We start from the raw sequence: 19,084 nt of genomic DNA on the forward strand, positions 1-19,084 counted from the left end.
CCTCCGGTGCGGTGCGGTGCGGTCGCGAGGCCGGTGCCGAACAGAACGTTGCTGGGACGCCGCAGCCACCAAGGTGACCCGCGGCATGCGCGGCTGGGCGGACCTACCTGGTCGGGGCCGGGGCCGGGGCCGTGCGGACGGCTCCGCCCTCGCTCTCCCATTCGGCTGCGCCGGGCGGCACGTTGCGGGTACCCACCGTCCGGCGGCTACACGCAACGGTCGGCGCACCGAAGGTCTTCAACAGGCCGCTTGCCGTAAGGGTGTTGTGCGGATCGGCGGCAGCGAGCATGAGGGCCGCCGCACGGTCCGGGGCGGTTTCGGGCGGCACGATCAGCAGGTCCCAGCGGCCCACGGTGTACGAGGCGAGGAACAGCTCGTGCGGGTCCTGTTCGGCCCCGAACGCTCCCACCCGCACCACGTGGCCGTTGACGGGCACCTTGCGCGGGGTCACCGGCCAGTAGGCCGGGTTCACCGTGACGCTGGTGATGCGGCCCCACAGGGGGTCCAAGGCGACGGTGAGAGCTGGCAGTTCGCGTACCAGGTCGCGGGAGCGGGGCCACCAGGCGCCGTCCAGCGGGCCACTGCGACGGTTCGTCGGTGTCAGGCGGAGCCTGGCTGCCCGGGGGCTGGTGGAAGCAGTCGTTGATTCGTCGAGCACGGTCATGGCTCGGTCCCACCTGAGAGGCACCACGACGGGCGACGTCGTCTGCCTGGGGGTCGTCGTTCTCCGAGAACGACTCCAGCTCTGAGCCAGTGTGCGAAATGCTCTCGGTGACACCCAGCCTACCGTGCCCGGCGAGTGATCGGCCTGGTTGGACGTACCGGCTTGCTCACAACGGGCCTGCTTGACCGATGCCCCTGCTCGGCGCGCGCGGGGAGCGCATAACGCAGGATGCGGCCCCAGGTGGAGGCGTACTGCCGGTGCAGCGGGCCGGTGACGTACGGGATTCCGTACGCCGCGCAGGTCCTGCGCACCCGGTGGGCGATCTCGGCGTAACGGTTGCTGGGCAGGTCGGGGAAGAGGTGGTGCTCGATCTGGTGGCTGAGGTTGCCGCTGAGGATGTGGAAGAGGGAACTGCCCTGGAGGTTCGCCGAGCCCTGGATCTGCCGGAGGTACCACTCGCCCCGGCTCTCGCCCTCGATCTCCTCCTCCGTGAAGGTCTCCACGTCGCCGGGGAAGTGGCCGCAGAAGATGACGGTGTGCGCCCAGATGTTGCGCAGGGTGTTGGCGGTGAGGTTGGCGAGCAGGCACGGCACCGCGGACGGGCCCGCGAGCAGCGGGAAGAACACGTAGTCCTTGGCGAACTGGCGCAGGACCTTGCGGGCCAGCCCCGCGGCGTCGGTGACGAGGCGCCGGGCACTCTTGCGGCCTGCGACGGCGGCGTCCGCCTCCAGGTCGTACAGCGCGATGCCCCACTCGAAGACCGGCGCGAGGAGGGCGGCGTAGAGCGGCTGGAGGAGGTGGACCGGGTGCCAGCGCTGGCCGGCGCTCATGCGCAGGATCGTGTAGCCGAGGTCGCGGTCGCGTCCGACCACGTTGGTGTAGGTGTGGTGCAGGTGGTTGTGGGTGTGCTTCCAGGCTTCGGCGGGGGAGGGGAAGTCCCACTCCCAGGTCGTGGAGTGGACGGCCGGGTCGCCCATCCAGTCCCACTGCCCGTGCAGGATGTTGTGGCCCAGCTCCATGTTCTCCAGGACCTTGGCAGTGGTCAGCATCCCGGTGCCCGCGAGCCAGGCGGGCGGCAGCAGGGAGACGGCGAGAGCGGCCCGGCCCCCTGCCTCCAGCCCGCGCTGCACGGTGATCACGGTGTGGATGTAGCGGGCATCGGCGGCGCCGCGGCCGGCGACGACGTCGGCGCGGATCCGGTCCAGCTCCGCTCCGAATGCTTCGATCCGCTCGGGAGTCAGGTCGGGGACGGTGGTCGCCATGGTGGCTCCTTCACATGTCTAGATGTCGAGGACGAGCGGACTTGCCGCGGTGTTCACACAGCTCTGGACCGGCGTCCCCGGCTCGCCGTGCACCTCGCCGGTCCGCAGGTCGCGCACCCGGCCGTGCAGAAGCGGCAGAAGGCAGCCGAAGCAGACGCCGCGCCGACAGCCGTATGGCATGGGCACGCCCGCCTGTTCGCCGGTCACCAGCAAGGGGACAGCCGGGTCGGACTCCGCCTCGATGCCGCTCCTGGCGAACCGGACGCGGCCTCCGGGGGCGCCGGGTCCCGGCGGGTGGAAGGGGGCGAGGCGGAAGCGCTCGGTGTGCAGCCGTGCGGTGAGACCGGCTGACGCCCAGTGCTCCTCGATCGCGGCCAGCAGGCCGGGCGGACCACAGGCCCAGGTCTCGCGGGCCTGCCAGTCCGGGCAGAGCCCGGTGATGTCGGTGGCGGTCAGCCGGCGTGCCGGTGGGGCCTCTTCCGCAGCCCCGGCGTGGGGAGCGCGGGTTCGGGTGTGCCGTTCGCGGAAACGGAACCACGGCAGCCGGGCCGCCATGTCCCGCAGTTCGGCGCGGAACAGGCACTCCTGCGGGGTGGGAGCGCTGTGCAGGAGTACGACGTCCGGGCGGCCGGGCTGTCGGGAGTGGCGCCCCACCAGCGTACGCAGCATCCCCATGAGCGGCGTGATGCCGCTGCCCGCCGACACCATCAGCATCCGGCGTGGCGGCGGATCGGGGAGTACGAAGTCACCCTGGGCCGGGCCGAGTCGCAGTACGGTGCCGGGCGGGATGTGGTGGACCAGGCGCGGGGAGACCCGGCCCCGCGGGTCCGCTTTGACCGTGATGGTCAGCGGCGTACCGGGCCCGCCGGGTGGGGAGGTCAGTGAATAGGTGCGCCAGTGCCGCACGCCGTCCAGTTCGACACCGACGGGCAGGTACTGCCCGGCCCGGTGCCCGGCCCACCCGCGCCCCGGCCTGATCACCAGTGTGGCGGCGCCGGGCCCCGCCGGCCGCACGGCGACGATCCGGCCCGCCGGATGGCGCGCCGACAGCAGTGGATCGATCAGACCGAGGTAGTCGTCCGGTGCCAGCGGGGTGGTCAGCAAGGCCGCGGCCGACAGGATCCGGTCGGTGAGCCGGACGGCGAAGAGCGAAGGCGCGGACGGAGGCATCTACGAATCCCTCTTCTCGTGCCGTAGGCGATGGCGCGCGAGCAGGGCAGAACGTGGCACTCACGTGCGTGCGTCTCTGGCGGCGGCCGAGCCCGGAGCCGGCCACCGCCAGAGAAGCACAGGCGCCCGGCATCGAGGAAACAATTCCGCCAGTGGTCCCGCCGTTTCCAAGCCTGCTCCCGTCGGTGCGGCGTTCCCTCACAAAGGGCCGGTCCCACCTGGCAGTTCATGGACGGAGTCTGTTGGCTTCACCCCCGCGACCAGCTGTGAGAACCTTCCGCTCTCGCCGAAGCGCTGGGGCCCTTGCGAAGGCAGATCTCCCACATCGCTGCGGACCCGGAGCACTGGCCGGCCGCCCTGCACAAGATGCCCGTAAACGGTTCTCTCCCATCGGTCGCGGGACCGCGCGGACGCGTTCGGGGCGGCGTGCTTCGAGAGCAGCTTCAGGGGCACACGGGTGACTCAAGGACGCGCACCGCGCGCCACTCTCCGGGGAGGGCACTGTGACGTCGTCACACGCACGTGGGCACGGCAGCGCCGCGGGCGCTTCGGGCCGGCGCACCGCCGACAAGGAGTCGCTGATCCTCGCGGGCCGGGCGGGTTTCGTCGCACGGGGCGTCGTGTACGTACTCGTCGGCGTGCTCGCCGTCCAGGTCGCCCTCGGAGAAGGAGGCGAGTCGGCGGACCGGCAGGGAGCCCTGGGCCAGGTTGCGGCCCAGCCCTTCGGGGTTGTGCTGCTGTGGGCCCTGGCCGCCGGTTTCGGGTGCATGGCGATCTGGCGGGGTGCCGGTGCCGTGCTGGCCAGGGGATCCGCGCGGAAGGTCCCGGAGCGGTTGCTGAACGGCGGCCGTGCGGTCTTCTACGCCGTGGTCTGCTGGGCGACCGCGGCCTACGCCGCCGGGAGCGGTGGAGGCGGCAGCGGCAACGCGCAGTCGCAGGACTGGACGGCAGCGGCCCTCAAGCTGCCGTACGGCCGGGTGCTCGTGGCCCTGGCCGGCGCCGTCCTGATCGGTGTCGGCGTGGTGCTCGCCGTAAGGGCGGGCATGCGGCGCTTCTTGCGGAAGCTGGACAACGGCGCGATGAGCCACCGCACGCGGCAGGCCGTCACCGGCATGGGCGTGGGCGGCGGTGTGGCGCGTGGCCTGGTGTTCGCCGCGGCGGGAAGCTTCGTCCTGATCGCCGCGGTCACCTTCGATCCGCATCGGGCCAAGGGCCTGGACGCGACGCTGCGCAGTTTCACGCAGACTCCGGCGGGCCCGTGGCTCCTGGTGGTCGTCGCGGCCGGACTGGTCCTCTTCGGCGGCTTCTCGTTCGCTTCGGCCCGCTGGCGCCGTCTGTAGCGGCGGCGCCGTGTGTGCAGAATCCCGACAGGTCACAGTGGGGGTACCGGCCCATCCGGCGGGGGCCCGGACCGCGAACGTCCGCCGGGCATGGGCCGGTGGGCATGCCGCCGCTCCGGCCCGGTGCGGAACCGGGCCGGAGCGGCAGTCGTCCGAATCACCCGGCGCGGACGCCTGGTGTCCGTATGCGGCAGGTCAGAGCACCCGGGCCGTCAGCGGTATGGGCGTGAGGCGGCCGATGGCGGCTTGGCCGTCGTCGGACTGTGTGCCCGGTCGGGCGTCCGGCAGGGCCCGGATGCCCAGGGTGTAGATCAGTGCGGTCTTGTCCGTGGCCCCGGTGTTCAGATGCGGGTTGGAGGTCACCACCAGCGTCCGCCCGTCGTCCTCCAGCCGGCCTTCGAGGTTGCCGGTGACGTACGGCTGGACGAAGTAGTAGCCGTAGGAGGCGCCTCCGGTGAAGGCGAAGCCGGTGGGGGCGGTGAAGTGTTGCTCGATGGTGCCGGGGTTGACCGGCTGGTTGCCCAGTGAGCGGATCTCCAGGTTGAAGGTGGTGTTCTGGCCCGGGGCGGCTGCGGGGATCGACTCCTGCACCACCCGTAGCGCGGTCTCGTTCTGGGCGCTCCCCGTGACCGTGCCGGAGAGCTGCACCGGCGTGTGCCGCCCGATGCTGGCCGAGCCGTTGTCGTACCGCCCCGGCAGGGCGTCGGCGCGGACCTGTACCGGGATGGTGTAGATCACCGATCCGGCGTCGCTGGTCGTGGTGTTGACATGCGGGTTGGCCGTGATGAGGAGCGTGCGGCCGCCGTCCTCGACCCGGTGGGACAGATTCCCGGAGATGACGCCGTGGATGGTCTCGTAGTACGCGTACGTGGGCTGGCCTGTGAAGAGGAAGCCGGACGGGGCGGCGAAACGCTGCGTGATCGTACCGGGGTTGACCGGCTGCCCCGCTGGTGACAGATAGCGGAGGTTGAACGCGGTGCGCTGGCCCGGAGCCGCCTCGGGCACGGTGTCCTGGTAGATCGTCAGTGCCGTCTCGTCCGCCACGGGGGCGGGCACGACGACCGTGACGGGGAGCGTGTAGGCGTTGTCCTTGAGGTTGAGCTCGCCGCCGTACTGGATCTCCAGAGTGCAGGTGTACGTGCCCGCGGGAGTGCTCTCGGGCGCGCTGACCCGGAACACCCCGTCCAGGACGCCCTGGTGGGGGAGCAGCTGCTGCCCGGAGAACGTACGGGTCAGCCGCCGGCCCTCGGCGCCGGGGCCGCCGGCCAGGCCGTCGGCCAGACTCAGTACCACGGTCACCGACTGGCCGTCGGCCGGGTTGGGCCCGCGGTTGCGGATCCGCGCGCCGAGGTCGAACTCCTGGCCGCGCTGCACCCGGTACGGGCTGACGACCTCGCCGTACAGGTCGGCGGTGGGCGGGGGCGGCGGGGTCATCTGGGCGACGGCCGTGACGCCGCGGACCCGGTGGTTGTGGAGGTCGGCGACGTAGAGGTTGCCGGCCCGGTCGAGCGCCAGCCCCGAGGGGTAGTAGAGGCGGGTGCCCGCGGCGGGCCCGCCGTCGTCCACGTATCCGGCGGTTCCGTTGCCCGCCACCGTGGTGATGATCCCGTCCGAAGTGACCTTGCGGACCCGGTGGTTGTGTCCGTCGCCGATGTACAGGTTGCCGGCTTCGTCCAGCGTCACCCCCCAGGGGTAGTGGAGGCGGGTGCCGATGGCGGGTCCGCCGTCGGAGACGTACCCGGCGGTGCCGTTGCCCGCGACCGTGGTGATGATGCCGTTGGGCGTGACCTTGCGGATCCGGTGGTTGTACCGGTCGGCGATGTACAGGTTTCCTTCGGCGTCCACGGCCAGCCCCATGGGGTGGTAGAGCCGGGTTGAGATCGCGGGCCCGCCGTCGGAGACGTATCCGGCGGTGCCGTTGCCCGCGACGGTGGTGATGTTGCCGTTGGGGGTGACCTTGCGGACGCGGTGGTTGTGGTGGTCCGCGATGTACAGGTTTCCGCCGCGGTCCACCGTCAGCGCGTGGGGGTAGTGCAGCTTCGTGGCGATGGCGGGTCCGCCGTCGGAGACGTATCCGGCCTCTCCGTTGCCCGCGACGGTGGTGATGATGCCGCCCGGTGTGACCTTGCGGACGCGGTGGTTGTTGGTGTCGGCGATGTAGAGATTGCCCGCGTCGTCCACGGCGACGTCCGCCGGGTAGTGGAGCCGGGTGGCGACGGCGGGGCCGCCGTCCGAGATGTATCCGGCGATGCCGTCACCCGCGACGGTGGTGATGATGCCGTTGGGCGTGACCTTGCGGATCCGGTGGTTGTACCGGTCGGCGATGTAGAGCGTGCCGTCCTTGCCCACGGCCACGCTGGTGGGGTGGTAGAGGCGGGTCAGCGCGCCCGGTCCGCCGTCCGAGATGAAGCCGGCCGCGCCGTTGCCGGCGACCGTGGCGATGGCGCCTTCGAGCAGGCCCGCGGGCTGCGGACCGGTTCCTGTGCTGGTTGCGGTTGTCATGGTTTGCCGCTCCTGTCGGAGTCAGAGGATGTGACCGGCCAGCGGTACGGGCGCCAGGCGGCCGATGACGGCCTTGCCGTCGTCGTACGTACCGGCCCTGGCGTCGGACAGCGCGCGCACCGAGAGCGTGTAGAGCAGCGCCGTCGGGTCCGTACTGCCGGTGTTGACATGCGGATTGGACTCGATGACGAGGGTCCTGCCGTTGTCTTCGAGCCGGGTGGTCAGGTTCCCGGTGACGGCCGGCTTGACGTAGTAGTAGCCGTAGGAGGCGCCTCCGGTGAAGGCGAAGCCGGTGGGCGCGGTGAACGTCTGGACGACCGTGCCCGGGTTGACCGGCACGTTGTTCAGGGACCGGATCTCCACGTTGAACGTGGCCGTCGCGCCCGGTGCCGCCTGGGGGACGCTCTCCTGGGTGAGCCGCAGCGCCGTCTCGTCCTGCGCCGATCCGGTGACCTTGGCGGCGATCTGGATGGGGACGTGTTTGCCGACACTGGCGCTGCCGTCGGCCGATACGCCGGGCCGGGCGCCGGGGAGGGCTTTGACACCGATGGTGTAGACGAGCGGCCCCGTATCACTGGTGGTGGTGTTGACGTGCGGGTTGGCCGTGATGATCAGGATCCGTCCGGCGCCCTCGATCCGGTAGTCCAGGTTTCCGGTGATCACACCGTGGATGGTGGCGTAGTAACCGAACGACGGCTGGCCGGTGAAGACGAAGCCGGTGGGCGCGGTGAAGCGCTGGGTGATGTCACCGGGATTGACCGGCTGCCCGGTGGGCGAGTTGAACCGGACGTTGAACTTGGTCTGCTGCCCGGGGGGCGTCTCGGGCACGGTCTCCTGGCGGATCTCCAGCGCGGTCTCGTCACTGACGTCCTGGGGGACGACAACCGTCACAGGGAGGGTGAAGGTGTTGTCCTTGAGGCTGAGCTCGCCGCTGTACTGGATCTCCAGGGTGCACTCATAGGTGCCTGCGGGAGTGGTCTCGGGCGCGCTGACGCGGAACAGCGCGTCGAGGTGGTCCCAACCATTGGGCAGAGCCTGGGCGTAGGGGATGATCTTCACGCCGGGGAAGGTGCGGGTCAGCCGCCGCCCACTGGTGCCCGGGCCGCCGGCCAGGCCGTCGGCCAGCGTGAGAACGACGGTGATGTTCTCCCCGCCGACGGTGTTCGGGCCGCGGTTCCTGATCCGGGCTCCGAGGTCGAATTCCTGGCCGCGCTGCACGGTGTGCGGGGCGAGCGCCGCGCCGTACAGGTCGGCGATCGGAAACCTGGCCGGGTCGAAGCGGGTCGCCCCGGCGACCTTCCGCACGCGGTTGTTGCCGCCGTCGCCGATGTAGAGGTTGCCGACTCCGTCCAGTGCCACGGTGTTGGGGAAGTAGAGATGCGCGGCGTCGGCCGGACCGCCGTCGGCGTGGTAACCGCCGGTGCCGGTGCCGGCGAGCGTGGTGATGACACCGTCCCGGTCCACCCGGCGCACCCGGTGATTGGCGCTGTCGGCGATGTAGAGATTGCCGTCGCCGTCCACCGCCAGCCCTTCGGGGGCGTTGAGCCGGGTCTTGGCCGCGGGCCCGCCGTCCGCGATGTACCCGGGGTCACCGGTGCCTGCGACGGTGGTGATGGTGCCGTTCGGCGCGACCATGCGGACCCGGTGGTTGCCCGTGTCGGCGATGTAGAGGTTTCCCGCCCCGTCCACCGCCAGCCCCTTGGGGCCGTCGAGTGTGGCGGTGGTGGCGGGGACACCGTCCTTGTCGTAACCGGCTCGGCCGGTGCCCGCGACCGTACGGATGACGCCGTCGGCGTCGACCTTGCGCACCCTGTGGCCGAACCGTTCGGTGAGATACAGGTTCCCGGCCCCGTCGAGCGCGATCGCGAAGACGTTGCGCAGGTCGGCATCGACGGCCCGGCCGCCGTCCCCGGTCTCCTTACCGCCGCCCGCGAAGGTGGTGATGACCCCGTCGGGCGCCACCCTGCGTACGCGACTCGAACCCCACGTCGCGAAGTACACGCTTCCGTCGCCGCCCACCGCCACCGACACCGGCTGAGCGATCTGTGCCGCGCCGGCCTGCCCGCCGTCACCGCTGAACCCGGACGTGCCGGTGCCGGCGATCGTACGGATGATGCCGTCGGTGGTGACTTGGCGTATCCGATGGTTGTTCGTGTCGGCGATGCAGAGCGTGCCGGCCCCGTCGGTGGCGACCCTGGAGCCGTTGAGCGCGGCCTCGGTTGCGGGGATGCCGTCCTGGTCGTAACCGGACACGCCGGTACCCGCCACCGTCGTGATCGTGCCATCGGCCACGGCAGTCGGTGTCGCCATCACTACTCCTTCGGGAGGTCCATCGGGATGTCGGGCGGCCTGGACGCCAGGCCGAGGAGCCAGCCGCAGGCGGCCGCACAGCGCCGGGCCGCCTGCCCGTCGCCGTACGGATTGCGTTGCGGAAAGGGCCGGTTCACGTCACCCGACAGGGCGCCCTCGCGGGCGAATTCCTTTTCCGCGGCGGTGACGATCTCCGACTCCTGGGTGCCGACCAGCCGGGCGAGGCCGGAATTGATCCCCTCGGTCCGTTCGGTGTTGTCACGGGTCACCAGAACCGGCAGTCCGAAAGCCGCCGCCTCTTCCTGGATTCCACCCGAATCCGTGATGGCCAGGATGGAACGAGCCAGTATCCGGGCGAAAGCGTCGTACGGAACAGGGCCCGGCAGATACACATTGGGGCGATCACGCAAGGAATCCTCGATCGCGGTACGGACCATTGGATTCATGTGCGCCGCCACCACAAAACTGACGTCCGGGTATTGATGGCTGAGAGTCGCCACCGCCCGCCCGATGCGCCGGATCGGCGCGCCCCAGTTCTCCCTGCGGTGCGCGGTCACCAGAACCAGCGGAGCGGGATCCCGTTCGATGCGATGGAACGGTGACGCCGAATCATGCTCCACGGCCGGGCGGCGGCTCGCCGACACCACCGCGTCGATCACGGTGTTGCCGGTCACCACGATCCGTTCGGCCGCCAATCCCTGGGCCAGGAGATTGCGGTGGGCGGCGTGGGTGGGCGCCAAGTGGAGATCGCTCACCTCGGCGATCATGCGGCGGTGCGCCTCCTCGGGGAACGGGCTGCGCAGATCCCCGGAGCGCAGTCCCGCCTCCACGTGCACCACGGGAATCGAGGAGAAGAACCCGGCCATCGCCCCGGCCAGGGCGGACGAGGTGTCGCCCTGGACCATGACCGCGTGGGCCGCGGGCGCGCTCAGCCCTTTGCCCAGCCCGCTCAGCAGGCCGGCCGTCAGCTCGGTGACGGAGTGCGTACCGGGTGGCAGGGTCAGCTCCGTCTGCGCTCGCAGCCCGAAACAGGCGAGGGTGTCGCGGACCACCGTGCCGTGCTGGCCGGTGGTGACGACGACCGGCTGCGCCCAGCGCTGTCGCTTCAACGCCTGCGCGACGGGGGCGAGTTTGATGGCCTCGGGGCGGGTTCCCACAATTATGGCGATGCGCTGTCGGTCGCTCAACGCGCTATGGTCTCCGTCCGTCGCGGGGTAAGTTTGACCGTCGTCCCGACGGCAGCGCGAAATGAAGAATGGCGCACTGGATCACCGCCTGTTGCTCAGCAGAACAAATGATCATGTCTAAGCGCGGAAGTTGAAAGGCGTTCCGGTCGCTCACGTCGTCGATTTCAGCCCGCCGCTGAAGCTAACTCCAGGCCGGGCAGTGCGCAACGGCCGGGATCGGGAGTGAATGGCCGAATCGGTGCAGCATTCGCGGCGGGAAAGCGGAAATGGCCAGGTGCGCTTGGAGAGTAAGGGAATCCGCTTGGTGCCGGGTCGGCGCGAAACAGCCTCCGGCCGCCTCGTTCACGCCGCCTCGGGGTCTGGCCAGCAGTGGATTTCTGGGTGACAGTGGTCGGGCCCTCGTTCCCCGCACAGCATCGTGCCCATCCCTGCCCGGAGGTACGGCCCCGCCATGTACATGGGATTCACCTGGCCGCTGGTGGGCAGCATGGCGGCGGCCCGGGCCGGGGCGGGAGCGGGGCCCGGGCGCGGCGCCCTGCTCGCGGCGATCGGCGCGGCGGCGCTGCCCGCCGGGTTCGTCCTGGGGCGGGAGATACAGCGCCGGCTGACCGGAAAGGAACAGGCGGCACCGGCCCCCGGGAATGGAGAGCCGCGCCTGCCCGCGCCCCGCCGTCCGCACCGGGCTCCTGCCGCCCCTGCGGGAGCGTCCTCGGCGGACCGTTCGAAACTGGAGAGCCACCGTTGAAGCGCGTCCTCCTCAAGGCCGTCGACACCATCGGCTGCACCGTCATCGGCCTGTCCGCGAGCTATCTCGCCCTCGCCATGGGGGCCGGGCTCCTCGAACTGCGCCGTCAGAGAGCCGCCTTACGCGTCCAGGGAGACGCTGCGTACGGCCGCCCGCACCTCGGCCGCCGCGATCGCCACCACCTCTACGTCCTCGTCCCCTGCCTCGACGAGGAGTCGGTGATCAGCACCACGGTGACCGGGCTGCTCGGGCCCCGCACCACCGTCGTGGTCATCGACGACGGCTCGGACGACGGCACCGGAGAGGCCGCCGAACGTGCGGGAGCGCGAGCACGGGCGGACGGGAGCGAAGGAGAGGTGGCCGTGCTGCGCCGGGAGCCCCCCGACGCCCGCCAGGGCAAGGGCGAGGCGCTGAACCACGGCATCCGGCTGGTCCGCGAGCGGGTCGCGGCCCGCGGCCAGGACCCCGCCGGGGCGATCGTCTGTGTCATGGACGCCGACGGCCGTCTCTCGGACGGGGCGCTGCGCCACGTCCTGCCGCTCTTCGACGACCTCCGGGTGGGCGGCGTACAGCTCGGGGTACGCATCCGCAACCGCCGCGGCAACTTCCTCACCTGGTTCCAGGACTACCAGTTCTGGGCGATGGCCGCCGTCACCCAGTTCGGCCGCAACCTGACCTCCACCGTCAGCCTCGGCGGCAACGGTCAGTTCACCCGCCTCTCCGCGCTCGACGCACTGGGCGAACGTCCCTGGTCGCAGTCGCTGACCGAGGACCTGGACCTGGCCATCAGCCTGGCCGTGCGCGGCTGGCGGCTGCGCACCACCGCCCACGCCTCCGTCGACCAGCAAGGCGTGAGCGACCTGCGGCGGCTCATCCGGCAGCGCACCCGCTGGTACCAGGGCCACATGACAGCGATCCGGCGAATGAGAGAGATCTGGCGGGCACCCCGGATGCGGCACCTGGCCGCCCTGGAGATGTTCGCCTACCTCCTGGTCCCATGGGTGCTGGATCTGCCCTGGTCGCTGCTCTTTCAGTACTGCCTGATCTGGTTCGTCCGCAGCCCCAACGTGCTGGTGCTGCACGGCCGGCGTGCGGACGCGGTCAACGCCACCCGCCTGAAGTGGCCGGCCAACCTCACTGCCTGGTACTTGCTCACTTTCGCGCCCGCGCTTGTCACCTCCTGGGCATACCTGCGCCGGGACAGGGATGTGGGCGTGGCACGGGCGCTACTGCTGGGCCACTCCTTCGTCGTCATGAACTACATGTCGTTCCTGTGTGCCTGGCGGGCTCTGTTTCGCATGGTGCGCGGACAGACGGGCTGGACCAAGACCACCCGCGAGGCGGAGGGGGCGGTCGCGGTGGCGGCTTGACCTTGCCGCTCCGGCGCCGGCCAGGGGAGAGCCCGGGGTGTCGGATAGGACTCCGTTGTGCCTTCCGATCGGTCGGGCTCAGGAGCACGGTGGGTGTGCGGGTCCCGTGAATTGATGCGTGTCTCCTCGGTGACCAAGAGCCGGCCCCGAGCTTCCGCCATCCGGCGAGGAGCTTGCGCAGGGAAGAGGCGTAATCGCGGCGAGGGCGCCGCACACGGCGGACGGGGCGGCTCTAGTTCGGAGAAAGCCCTAACCGCCGCCTAACGGGTGGACCGTTAGATCGCCGTTAGCGGGCCCCGGGAAGCTGGAGCCCGCTCGTCCAGTAGCACAGGTCGCAGCAGTACAAGCGGTCCGCAGGACCGGCGGCTGCTGATGCGGTGGCTGCTGGTGCGGCGGCGACTTGCGCCCGACCAGCGCCCTTCGGCGCCGTTCTCGTCCACCTCGGCACCTCCGGCGGCCCCCTGCCCGTCGCGGTGCGTGCAGAAAGGGAAGCCCCATGAGTTTCCGCAAGCTCGGAACCCGTCCCCGGAAGCTGGCCGCCGGTCTGTGCACGGCAGCCGCCGTCATGGCGCTCTCCGCAGGCGCCGCGGGCACCGCGAACGCCCAGTCGAACGGCTACCGGGTCTTCGGCGGCACCTACCCCGGATATTCGCAGTGCGTCGCGGCGGGGTCGCTCAGCATCGGACTCGGCCTCTACAGCCGCTACGAGTGCGAGGTAGCCGACGGCTCCAGCAGTAGCAGCCCCTATTACCTCTGGTACGTGGACTGAGCCCCGTATGCCCCGGGCCGGACCCTCGCCGGACGGCCGGTCGTCTCCTGATCCACCGCGGCGGTTCACCGAGCCGCTCCGCGCCCCTCGACACAGAAGGACCGTGTTGTCATGTCGATAGCTTCCCCTGGGCGCTCCCGCTCCGTGGCCCGCTGGGCCACCACGGCCGCCGCCCTGGCCGCACTCGCCGGCGGCGCGGCGGGCCTCGCCCCCGCCGCGCAGGCCGCACCGGCTGCTGCCAAGCCCGCCGATGCCACTGCCAAGTCCGCCGACGCAGCCGCCAAGCCCGCCGGTGCCGCCGCCAAAGCCGCCCGCAGTGTGGGTGTCGCCTTCACCAACAACACCTCCCAGCACCTGACCCGTATCTCGTCCGGTCTGCCCCACGGATGCTGGTCCGACAACGGGCTGCCGCAGGACTACGTCGCCCGGTCCGTCACCGCGACCTGGAAGAGCGAGTCCTGCGGGTTCGCCACCGGCACCGAGGGCTACACGACGTACCGGATCACCGGAACGTGGGACCAGGACGTGACGATCCGCTGGAACAACCCCTACGCGGGCAGCAACTCCTACAGCTGCCAGGCCCCCGGCGGCTACCAGTGCACCTGGTCGGGCGGCGGGGGGAACAACGCCACCGTGACCTTCAGCCTGACGGGCGGCCCCGCCTCACTGGCGGCGAACCAGGTGCGCGGGAGAGCCGTCGACGTCACCCCCGTGCGCAGTACCCAGGTCAAGGTCGTGAACGAGACGGGAACGCTGCTGGTCCGGTCCGGTGCGGGTCTGTCGCACGGGATCTGGAGCGGCAACAACCTGCCGCCCTCGCTCATCAAGCCCGGCGAGAGGGCGTCGTGGAAGAGCGAGTCGGAGGGCTTCGCCACCGGGACGGAGGGCTGGGTCGAGTACCTCATGTCGGGCGGCAGCAAGGTCATTCTGCGCTGGAACAACCCCTTCGCGGGCAGCAACTCCTACAGCTGTGAGGCGCCTCCGGGGCACTCCTGCGCCCGGTCGGGCGGCGGCGGCAACAACGCCACGGTCGTCTTCACGATCAACTGAGCACGCTCCACGGCTCTACGCGTCCACGGCTCCACGGCTCCACCGGTCCGCCGTTCCTCCCGCCCGCACCGAGCTCCACCGCAACCCACCGAACCCCACCGCAGCCATCTGAGAGGAACACCCGCCATGCGCAAGCCCCTCGTCGCGGCACTCCTGTGCCTGCCCCTGCTCTCCGCGGCGGCGCCCGCCGTCCAGGCTGCCGAGCCCCGGCCGGCCGTCGCCCAGGCCGCCGTCTCCCTGCCGGATACTGCCCGGGCCACCGTCCTTCAGGTCCGCACCCTCAACGTCTCGTGGGACCTCACCTCGACCAGCCCCAGGCAACTGCGTGATTCCTACACGGCGTTCATGAGGTCACTGCGCAACGCTGCGGGTGTCGTGATACGCGGTACCGGCGACAGAACGGTCTGGGAGACGAGGGACTCCGACGATATCGTCGCCGTGAACGTCAGCCTTCCGCAGAACCAGAGCGTCACGCTCTACCTGTCCGTCCGCAATCTCTACCTGCGCGGCTTCTCCACCGGCGCCGCGGGGAACGTGGTCCAGTTCAGGGACCCCGGGTTCAGCCTCGCACAGCAGCTCAACCGCCATGGCACCACTCTTCCCTACTCCGGCCACTACGGCGGCCATGAGAACGGCATCCCCGGTCTGGGAAACAGCGATGCCGGGGCACGGCACCTTGAGATCAATCAGCCCGGGCTCACGGGCCGCCTGGCAATCCTTGCCCGTTACGCCCGCCAGGGGGGTGTGGCGAACGACATCCAATCCGCTCTGGTCACGGCGATCGGCGTGACGTCCGAAGCTGCCCGCTTCCGCGACATCGAGGAGACGGTGCGCGAGGGCCTGGGCGGTTCGGCCACGTTGAACGACCAGGCGGTCGAAGAGGAGAACGACTGGGGGCAGGGCTCCCACTTCATGTTCGAGGCCAACAGGGTCCCCGACCCGACTCCGACCACCCTCGGCAACGCCCACCTGAACAACTGGGGCGACGGCGCGCGCTACTTGGCCATGCTGTTGATCACCCAGAAGTAGGCCCCCCGTACGGCCGGGCGCGGCGCCACCGCGCCACGCCCGGCTTCCTCGCGGTCCGCGGTCCGACCTCGCAGCCGGTGGGCCTCCGCCGCACCCGAACCGGGCGCGGCGGTTTTTCAACAGGCTCCGCCCATAGAGACCCGATCTCGAACGGCAGACGAATTCCGGACGCCTTGGGAAAGGCCGTTCTAGAACTGCCGAAGATTCGGTTCATCGCCACTCGGGAGGCAGGTTGGAAACCTGCTTCAGCAGGTCCCAGCCTTCCGGCTTGTCCTCCGGAACCGGTCAAGGTGGGGGGCAGGTTCGATCACCTCCGGCTATCTCGGTCGTACCGATGCCGCATTTCCCCGACTGTGCATCAGGTGTTACCGGCGACGGCCGTGTCGGTCGTTCCTTCCGGCGAGCCCGGGTAGGCCGGAGGCGAGAAGCTCGGAGGAGAGGCCGAGGAGCCCGGGAGCCCGCCGCGGCCTATCGCCTGGGCGTCTGGGACACCGCCGGCCAGTGTTCCTGCAGCGTCCGTACCGTCTCCGTGATCGCCGGTCGCCGGGCCGCCCCCGTCCGCCACAGTGCGTACAGTCGCCGTACCGGCATCGGATCGAGTGGGACCTCCGCCACCCCCTCCGGCAGCGGCCCTCGTCCCAGCCGGGGGATGAGGGCAACACCGAGGCCGGCGGCGACGAGGGCGACCAGGGTGGGGTTCTCGTCGGCCTGGTGGACGACGTAGAGCTTGTGACCGGCCGCGCGCAGCGTCCGTACGAGCCAGTCGTGGCAGACGCGGCACACCATCTCCTGGCGCAATCCGTCACCAGCGCATCAAAGCCGCATATCAGAATGAAACAACAGATGAAACGACCTCCTAGGCGGGATCACGACTTATATTCCCTACGTCAACCCCGTGTTGAGTGCGGCGATACTGGTAGGAGTGGGGGTGATCAGCCTGCTTCTCCTCTTGCTCGAATAGAGCCCGTCTTTGACCAGCAAGGGGGAAAGTCGTGTTACCCAGCTCTGCCTCGTGATAACCGGGGCTGGGTAACGCCGGACACCCACCCGGCGCCGGCTGGCGATGGGCCGGGAGGCGTTGGTTGCGATTAACACCATGGCCACCTTGGGCTGCGCCTGGCGGCAATTGCCGCCGGTCTGCGGCCCTGCACGGCCCACTGCCTACCGGCGCTTCGCCCACTGGAGCCGAGACCGTGTCTGGGCCAGGCTCCACCGGGGCCTCCTCGACGAGCTTGGTGCTTGCGGGGAGCTGGACTGGTCGCGGTGCGCGATCGATTCCGTCAGCCTGAGGGCGGCAAAAGGCGCTGCTGTCCGGACAGAACCTGACCGACCGCGGCAAGAGGGGGTCGAAGAACCGCCTGCTCATCGCCGACCCAAGGGCACCGAGTCTTCACAGCTGCTGGGCCGCCGCCGTTGGGTGGCCGAGACAACCGTGTCGTGGTTGGCCGATTGCCGCCGTCTGCACCGCCGTTACGAGCGCAAGGCCGCGCGCTTCCTCGCCTTCGCCGGCATAGTCGCAGCGCTCATCAGTTACCGCGAACCCACCAACTGGAACAACGTTTCAGGCGTGTTTGCTCCAGCTGTTTGCCTCGGCTGTGTGCTGTTGAGGGCGGGACAACAGGCGTCCGTTACCGCTGTGAGTATCGCCGACCGGGAGAGTAGTGACAGTTGCCCGTACTGGTGGACGGCAAGCTGGGCGTAACGGTTTAGGTGTTCGGGCCTCTACCAAGCCCGTCGGCGAGGGCGGTTACGGGGCAGGCTTTGACGGTGCCGTGAGTTGGGCCTCAAGGTGCGTATGTGACAGCGGGCGGTTGTTCCAAGCGTCTTCGACGGTGGCGTAGCGGGGGAAACGCGAAGCCAGCCCCGTCAGGCGAAGCAGCTGGCCGATGGCCCGTTGGCGATAGACCAGGCGCAGCCAGCCCCCGTCGGCCTCGTTGCGGGCCTGGGCGGTTTCCAGCTCGGTGAGGGCGCTGCTGTCCATGAAGGTCACATGGCTCAGGTCGGCGATGAGGAAGATCTGAGACGCAGCATCGCTTTGTTCGAGCTGCTCCCGCAAGGCGGGTGCTGTCGCCACGTCGAACTCGCCGGCCGGGGCCACCACACGGCAGTGTTCCCAGGGCACATGGCAGCAAGCGCTCAAGATTGCCAACTCCTCGCAGACTGATGGGGGTGACGTCCGGCACCAGTTCTTGTCGCTGGCGGTGGGACGTCAGCTTACGGACGTTGTCCGCGTCCTGCAGCGGAAAGTCTGTTCATCAACGGAATGTGCGAATCCTCGCCTCCCTGACATCTTGCTGACCACTGCACTTCAACTTGTGACGCCTTTTGTTGACAAAATTCGAACAGCATCGCGTGAAGGGAACTGGGTATCTAGGTGAGGGCCAGCTCTTCTCCTTGCGCGGCTGCGCCGCTGCGTTGCGCTCCTCGTAAGCTGGCGCGACGTGGGGGCGGGGGCCGGTGCTCACGTACAGGTGAATCCGGGGGCTGAGACCTGGTGCGCGCCACTCCGGGCGAGGAAGCGCTCGGGGCCCTGCTGGTCGAGAGGTCCACAACCGTCGCCCTTGCCGAACAAATCATCCGGCTGCGTCGCTTCACCGACCTCGTCCTGCCCGCGCAACGGTGTCAGGCAGTTCCCGGCGCTCACCCCAGACGGAACGACAAGCCCAACATCGCCCCTCCCAGGGCTCCCCGCGCCCTGGCTCCAGCCGCTTCCCGGGTCACACCGCCGCGCTTCCGTTCAGGCAGTCGGGCGGTCGCTCAAGGAATCCAGTCGGATTGCGAAGAAAGCGCTGCAGCCATTGCTTCGCCGCGAAAAGCCCTGCTTCCGGCGGATGGCCGGAAGTGGGGCTTTGTGGTGATCGGTTTTCAAGCGATCCAGGTCGGGACGCGTCTTCGTCGCGGGCGGAGGGAAGGCTGGCAGTAGTCGCCGGGGCGGTGAATATTGCATGGCGGTGAGCCGGGCGGCGCCGGGCTTCACTCCCTACGCGGGCTCTTCGAGATGAGACTGCTGCCCCTTAACGTCTTTTTCGTTGTATGAGAACCACGCCGAGCACTCCCAGTACGGCGCCGACGATGCCAGCCACTATGAGTATTTCCAGCATGCTTGCGTCATCCTCACCTAGTGGAGGAGTTCGGGGTGCCGATCAGCGGCGGAGGCATCGCGGGTGCCGCCGGAGGGTGCGGGAGCGGTGCAGTGGCCACTACCTGGACCGGTCCCGGCGCCCTCGCCGGATGCGCCACTGGTGCCGTAGCCGACAGTAGCCGGAGATTAGTCTCCTGACGGGAGGGGGCGGGCTGGGTGAAGCGGCCAAGGTCGAGGGTGTAGTAGCGGGCGCCGAGGTGGTAGAAGCCGGTGGGGTTCGGGTGGCCGCCGACGAACCGGTAGGGCTGGGGTGCCTGTTCGGTGTTGGTGGCTCGGGCGACGCCGCGGGGCTGTCGCCGTAGCTTGACCTTCGTCCCGGTCTCGTCGGTGAGGCCGACGACGGAGCCGAGGGCGTCGGCGAGGTGATAGTAGGCCTTGCTCCCACGGCGGTTCATGGAGCCCAGTGTGCCCGCGGTTCGCGGACGAATTCCGGTGTCCGTGCCACCTGTGGTCTGACCGGCCGGGGCTAGCGGGCCGTGGTGGAAGATGGTGTTGCCGAGTCGGGGTGAGGCTGGCGGCTGCGGTCAGAGCTGCGCCGGCAATG

14 protein-coding genes and 2 pseudogenes are annotated in these 19,084 nt (G+C 69.8%); 7 read left to right on the plus strand and 9 right to left on the minus strand.

The genetic code is table 11. The features are described 5' to 3' along the window. Positions 1-103 precede the first annotated feature (103 nt). The 3 genes from ACH4FX_RS31300 to ACH4FX_RS31310 form a co-directional block, all read right to left on the minus strand. On the minus strand, positions 104-664 hold the full coding sequence (locus ACH4FX_RS31300) for a DUF5994 family protein (RefSeq protein ID WP_398484631.1): 561 nt from the start codon (positions 662-664) through the stop codon (positions 104-106). A gap of 119 nt (positions 665-783) precedes the next feature. Next, the gene (locus ACH4FX_RS31305; RefSeq protein WP_398484633.1) at positions 784-1,926 is read right to left on the minus strand and encodes a fatty acid desaturase family protein; all 1,143 of its coding nucleotides are present in this window, start codon (positions 1,924-1,926) and stop codon (positions 784-786) included. An 18-nt stretch (positions 1,927-1,944) separates the two neighbouring features. Beyond that, the gene (locus ACH4FX_RS31310) at positions 1,945-3,096 is read right to left on the minus strand and encodes a ferredoxin reductase (RefSeq protein WP_398484635.1); all 1,152 of its coding nucleotides are present in this window, start codon (positions 3,094-3,096) and stop codon (positions 1,945-1,947) included. Positions 3,097-3,599: 503 nt separating this feature from the next. Between ACH4FX_RS31310 and ACH4FX_RS31315 the strand changes: the two genes are divergently transcribed. Next, positions 3,600-4,436 carry a DUF1206 domain-containing protein gene (locus ACH4FX_RS31315; protein WP_398484637.1) on the plus strand — a complete coding sequence of 279 codons (837 nt, stop codon included), beginning with the start codon at positions 3,600-3,602 and terminating at the stop codon, positions 4,434-4,436. Between the two features lie 195 nt (positions 4,437-4,631). Here ACH4FX_RS31315 and ACH4FX_RS31320 read toward each other — a convergent pair whose 3' ends face one another. The 3 genes from ACH4FX_RS31320 to wecB are packed head-to-tail and all read right to left on the minus strand — an operon-like array spanning position 4,632 to position 10,435. Further along, positions 4,632-6,938, minus strand: coding sequence for an NHL repeat-containing protein (locus ACH4FX_RS31320; RefSeq protein WP_398484639.1), 2,307 nt, complete (start codon positions 6,936-6,938; stop codon positions 4,632-4,634). A gap of 21 nt (positions 6,939-6,959) precedes the next feature. Next, positions 6,960-9,248 (minus strand): hypothetical protein, encoded by a 2,289-nt coding sequence (locus tag ACH4FX_RS31325; protein WP_398484641.1) that lies wholly within the window; start codon positions 9,246-9,248, stop codon positions 6,960-6,962. Positions 9,249-9,250: 2 nt separating this feature from the next. Then, positions 9,251-10,435 carry a non-hydrolyzing UDP-N-acetylglucosamine 2-epimerase gene (gene wecB / locus ACH4FX_RS31330; protein WP_398484642.1) on the minus strand — a complete coding sequence of 395 codons (1,185 nt, stop codon included), beginning with the start codon at positions 10,433-10,435 and terminating at the stop codon, positions 9,251-9,253. 451 nt (positions 10,436-10,886) lie between these two features. On the opposite strand from wecB, the gene ACH4FX_RS31335 reads away from it, so the two are divergent. From ACH4FX_RS31335 to ACH4FX_RS31355, 5 genes are all read left to right on the plus strand, one after another. Beyond that, positions 10,887-11,180 (plus strand): hypothetical protein, encoded by a 294-nt coding sequence (locus ACH4FX_RS31335; RefSeq protein ID WP_398484644.1) that lies wholly within the window; start codon positions 10,887-10,889, stop codon positions 11,178-11,180. Then, positions 11,177-12,550, plus strand: a complete 1,374-nt coding sequence (locus ACH4FX_RS31340) for a glycosyltransferase (protein WP_398484646.1) — start codon at positions 11,177-11,179, stop codon at positions 12,548-12,550. The genes ACH4FX_RS31335 and ACH4FX_RS31340 overlap by 4 nt, the downstream gene beginning before the upstream one ends. A 496-nt stretch (positions 12,551-13,046) precedes the next feature. Continuing rightward, on the plus strand, positions 13,047-13,319 hold the full coding sequence (locus tag ACH4FX_RS31345) for a hypothetical protein (protein WP_398484648.1): 273 nt from the start codon (positions 13,047-13,049) through the stop codon (positions 13,317-13,319). 111 nt (positions 13,320-13,430) lie between these two features. Further along, positions 13,431-14,369 carry a Crystal protein ET79 gene (locus ACH4FX_RS31350; protein WP_398484650.1) on the plus strand — a complete coding sequence of 313 codons (939 nt, stop codon included), beginning with the start codon at positions 13,431-13,433 and terminating at the stop codon, positions 14,367-14,369. A 126-nt stretch (positions 14,370-14,495) separates the two neighbouring features. After that, complete coding sequence (locus tag ACH4FX_RS31355) at positions 14,496-15,398, plus strand: ribosome-inactivating family protein (RefSeq protein WP_398484651.1); 903 nt, start codon at positions 14,496-14,498, stop codon at positions 15,396-15,398. Between the two features lie 468 nt (positions 15,399-15,866). Here the strand turns inward: ACH4FX_RS31355 and ACH4FX_RS31360 are convergent. Beyond that, positions 15,867-16,175: pseudogene (locus tag ACH4FX_RS31360) on the minus strand (LysR substrate-binding domain-containing protein); the annotation flags it as partial. 280 nt (positions 16,176-16,455) lie between these two features. Between ACH4FX_RS31360 and ACH4FX_RS31365 the strand changes: the two are divergent. Continuing rightward, a pseudogene (locus tag ACH4FX_RS31365) lies at positions 16,456-16,947 on the plus strand (transposase); the annotation flags it as partial. Positions 16,948-17,145: 198 nt separating this feature from the next. On the opposite strand, the gene ACH4FX_RS31370 reads toward ACH4FX_RS31365, so the two are convergent. Both ACH4FX_RS31370 and ACH4FX_RS31375 read right to left on the minus strand, forming a co-directional pair. Further along, positions 17,146-17,496, minus strand: coding sequence for an STAS domain-containing protein (locus tag ACH4FX_RS31370; protein ID WP_398484653.1), 351 nt, complete (start codon positions 17,494-17,496; stop codon positions 17,146-17,148). Between the two features lie 1,016 nt (positions 17,497-18,512). Further along, positions 18,513-18,935 (minus strand): RHS repeat-associated core domain-containing protein, encoded by a 423-nt coding sequence (locus tag ACH4FX_RS31375; RefSeq protein WP_398484655.1) that lies wholly within the window; start codon positions 18,933-18,935, stop codon positions 18,513-18,515. Positions 18,936-19,084: the final 149 nt, after the last annotated feature.

The organism is Streptomyces sp. NPDC018019 (genome assembly GCF_044327805.1).
Classification (GTDB): Bacteria; Actinomycetota; Actinomycetes; order Streptomycetales; family Streptomycetaceae; genus Streptomyces.